Raw genomic sequence first — 3,400 nt, forward strand, 5'->3', positions numbered from 1 at the left:
ACTTCCAGATTGTAAAAATGAGGCTGATCCTCATTGCCCGGAAATCCGCAATGAGTCCGCAACTCCTCATATTGAGCACGGATTCATAGAAAATTCCGCAACTCCCTGCGATGAATCATCAGGCTCCTGGAAGGTGAGAACGTCTGAGTTCTGTGAGATCGGTCGGGGGTTTGGTACCGGTCCGTGTGACTGCTGTGGTACGCAGTGGGTGCATTACCAGGAGCGGATGACCAAAGAGCGGTTAGCCGCTCATCCCCGGAAGAACCGGAAGATCTGCAGGACATGTTATGAGGTTGCACGCGAGGCTGAAGGTGCATCAGTCAGGCCTCTTCCCGGAGTGATAGATGCAGGGTCAATGACGAGGCTGCATACCGATCTCGGGCGATGCCAGGTTTGTCATACGTTTAAAGCAACGTGGCATGATCCAGGGTCACAGAGTTCGGTCTGTGATTCGTGCAGGTCCAGGATTCTGCGGGAGGGGTTATGATCTCACCGGTGTTCAGGTTTTATCTGCCTCACCTGCTCTGGTTCCTGTTCGGTTGCTCGGTGCTCTGGAAGGTTGGCAGGCTGAAGCCGGATCCGGTTGCAGACCAGATACGAGTGATCATCGACGGTCCGGGTGAGGTCGGGAGGATCACCAGACAGGAGATTGAGCAGGTGTTCAGGGGTAAGGAGGCCGGGGAGATCGTGCCTGAAGGGAGTGCGATGGTATCAGATTCAGGTAACGGGTTTGTGCTGACCATTCCGGAGGTGGGGACGTTTGTGGCAGTGGTCAGGCAGGTCTGGAATATGCTGGATAATTGGCCGAGGAAGAAGTCAGCGTTGTTTGAGGAGGAGGGGTTAAATGATCAACAAATTATATTCATAAATCGTTCACGATCATCGATACTTCCTAATAATAACGAAAACTCATAGTCATTGATGAATCTACCTAGATGTAGTGATACTGATTTATCGGAAAAATTGTGTATATCATGTCTGAATCAATAAAAAAACGTGTATTTGATATAGTAAACGATCGCGATAACGATGGCATACCCAACCATATTTTTGACTATGCTATCATTACATTAATAGTCCTCAATATCATTGCAATATTTCTTGAGACCTACAAACCAATATACACTGAATACTACAACTTTTTTACCTGGTTTGAGTACTTTTCGGTAATACTCTTCACTGTTGAATACATCTTAAGGATATGGACTTGCACCTATTATGAGGAGTATACGAACCCAGTAATCGGGAGATTACGGTATGCAATCTCCTTAATGATGATAATTGACTTTTTTGCTGTGTTTCCATTTTATCTATCATTGTTACTTCCACTCGATCCAAGGGTTGTAAAATTATTCCGCATGTTCCGGTTATTCAGAATTTTTAAATTGTTTAGATATTATAAGTCGTTTGAGGTTGTAATTTCTGTTTTAAAGAAAAACAAGGACTACTTAATATCAGTCTTGATTATTCTCATCTCTTTTTTGATCTTCGTATCGTATTCAATTTATATTATTGAATCTGAATCACAACCTGATAAGTTTCAGGACTTTGATAATGCATTCTGGTGGTCAGTAATTACGTTAACAACTGTTGGATATGGAGATACATACCCGATCACTGATATTGGAAAATTTTTGACAGTTATTGTATTGCTTATTGGAATTGGGCTCATATCGCTTCCAACTGGTATTATTGCTTCAGGTTTCCTTGATGAAGTTCGTAAGAGAAAAGAATGTTCTCTGTCTATTCCAGAAAATTCAATTGCTGATGAAATACGGAAATTGTATCAATTAAAAGAAGATGGGATTATTTCAGAAGAAGAGTACCAGCGAATGAAAGAGAAATTAGTGGCGAAATAAGGTTGGTGAAGTATGGCTATCTAAAATCCCCTGTAAATATGAGAACAACTCTGGAACATACTGTGCTTCATCAATAATTGCCCCGGTCTCCTGAAACTGTGCCAGAAAACTCCTGGGATCCTCTTTAGCAAATCTCCGGGTGTCAGGGTCTTCAAGCAGGATGTATGGTTTTGTGGGGAACAGATGTTTGACCAGGGTGGTCTTTCCAGACTGACGTGGCCCGGTGATTATTACCGCAGGAAAACCTGCAGATAATTCCAGTATCTTTTCTCCGGCTGTTCTTGAGATCATTAATCATCACACTGGACAGATTGGAAATTAAATTTACAATTTGTCCAGGTGGGATAAGTGACTTTCGGTGGAGACCTACAACCCTGGAGAATGAACAGAGTAGAACCGGTACGGTGAATAAACCTACCGGATGATTCCGGGTGGCTATCCTTATCTTTTATGAGAAGGGATTCTCGGTACCGCATCATCTGCATTGAACAGTACGACAAGCTTAGATCCTGTGTTTCTTCCTGGTTTTCGTGTTCGAGCAATGAAGGTATCCTGAATGGAAAAAAGATTTGAAAACAGTAAAGTTCTCGTCAAATGAGAAAAATTCTACCCGGACCATGGGTTTTCAGAGTTTATATCTGAAGGATCTTACCATGAGAGATAAAAAAGGGTTATTTCATTACTATTTTTTCAAGTAAGGTATTGGTAACTCCGGTGAGCGGTATGGTAGTGTTTACCCCATCAAGATATGCAAAGCACGGTATCCATTTTAATTCTCCATTCGCTCCTTTTTGAGGCAGATAGAAGTAATAATATCCATACTTTCGGTCTACATTCTTATCAAGTTTCAACCAACCAGTTGCCCCATACAGATCATTTCCTAGGATATCTGCAATATTGAGATTTTCTTCAAGTGTTAAAGCATTATTCTCAAGAATGCGGGCTGCCATAACAACCTCATCATACGGAAGGATCTCGTAAATACAGGGCTGATGTCCGTCAGTAGATGCCTGTATTTTTTCATATACCCTCCAGTAATCAGAATCCTCTGGTGGTGCCACATTAAAAGAAATAGTAGCTAAATGAGTGTCATATGCAAATTGTGCTGCAGTTTCATTCTTAATGATCGTCGGGTTGAGGGCAACCCCATCCATTCCTGACCACTGAATTTTTCTTAAATTTGGATAAGCAGATGCCTGTGCCAGGAGATCGCCTATCTCATCTATGGAGATGGCAAAAACACAAACGTTCTTTTCACCATAGGTGTCAATGAGCTCTGATACTGAGGAGTTCAATTTTTCAAGGGTGCTGGTAAAATCCCGGGTGTTCGGTGAATATATAACTGTACCAGAAACCTGTGTTATGCTTTTCACTTTTTCAGACAGATCAAGACCGTATAAATCACCCCGTGATACAACCACTGTTTTTTGCGGAATTGTTCCGGTAATTACCGTATTGTAACTTGCAATGGCATTGATGAGTGACAGGTCTCCAGGGCATAATCTGATAACTGGATCCCCGGGATTTGCCAGTTTTACTGA

The 3,400-nt window shown here is 42.2% G+C and carries 4 protein-coding genes and 1 pseudogene; 3 read left to right on the top strand and 2 right to left on the bottom strand.

Features of this window, described 5'->3' with window-relative positions:
• The 3 genes and pseudogenes from LUQ50_RS05610 to LUQ50_RS05620 form a co-directional block, all read left to right on the top strand.
• A pseudogene (locus LUQ50_RS05610) lies at nt 1–487 on the top strand (hypothetical protein); the annotation flags it as partial.
• Nucleotides 484–915: a hypothetical protein gene (locus LUQ50_RS05615; RefSeq protein ID WP_300037446.1), complete on the top strand. Its 432-nt coding sequence runs from the start codon at nt 484–486 to the stop codon at nt 913–915. The pseudogene LUQ50_RS05610 and the gene LUQ50_RS05615, both read left to right, overlap by 4 nt.
• Before the next feature lie 59 nt (nt 916–974).
• Complete coding sequence (locus tag LUQ50_RS05620) at nt 975–1,859, top strand: ion transporter (RefSeq protein WP_300037449.1); 885 nt, start codon at nt 975–977, stop codon at nt 1,857–1,859.
• Here the strand turns inward: LUQ50_RS05620 and LUQ50_RS05625 are convergent.
• Both LUQ50_RS05625 and LUQ50_RS05630 read right to left on the bottom strand, forming a co-directional pair.
• Nucleotides 1,845–2,150, bottom strand: a complete 306-nt coding sequence (locus LUQ50_RS05625) for an AAA family ATPase (protein ID WP_300037452.1) — start codon at nt 2,148–2,150, stop codon at nt 1,845–1,847. The genes LUQ50_RS05620 and LUQ50_RS05625 overlap by 15 nt on opposite strands.
• Before the next feature lie 380 nt (nt 2,151–2,530).
• Nucleotides 2,531–3,400: hypothetical protein (locus tag LUQ50_RS05630; protein WP_300037455.1), on the bottom strand; the 870-nt coding region annotated here is incomplete at its 5' end.

The organism is Methanospirillum sp., from assembly GCF_028679455.1.
Taxonomy (GTDB): Archaea; Halobacteriota; Methanomicrobia; order Methanomicrobiales; family Methanospirillaceae; genus Methanospirillum.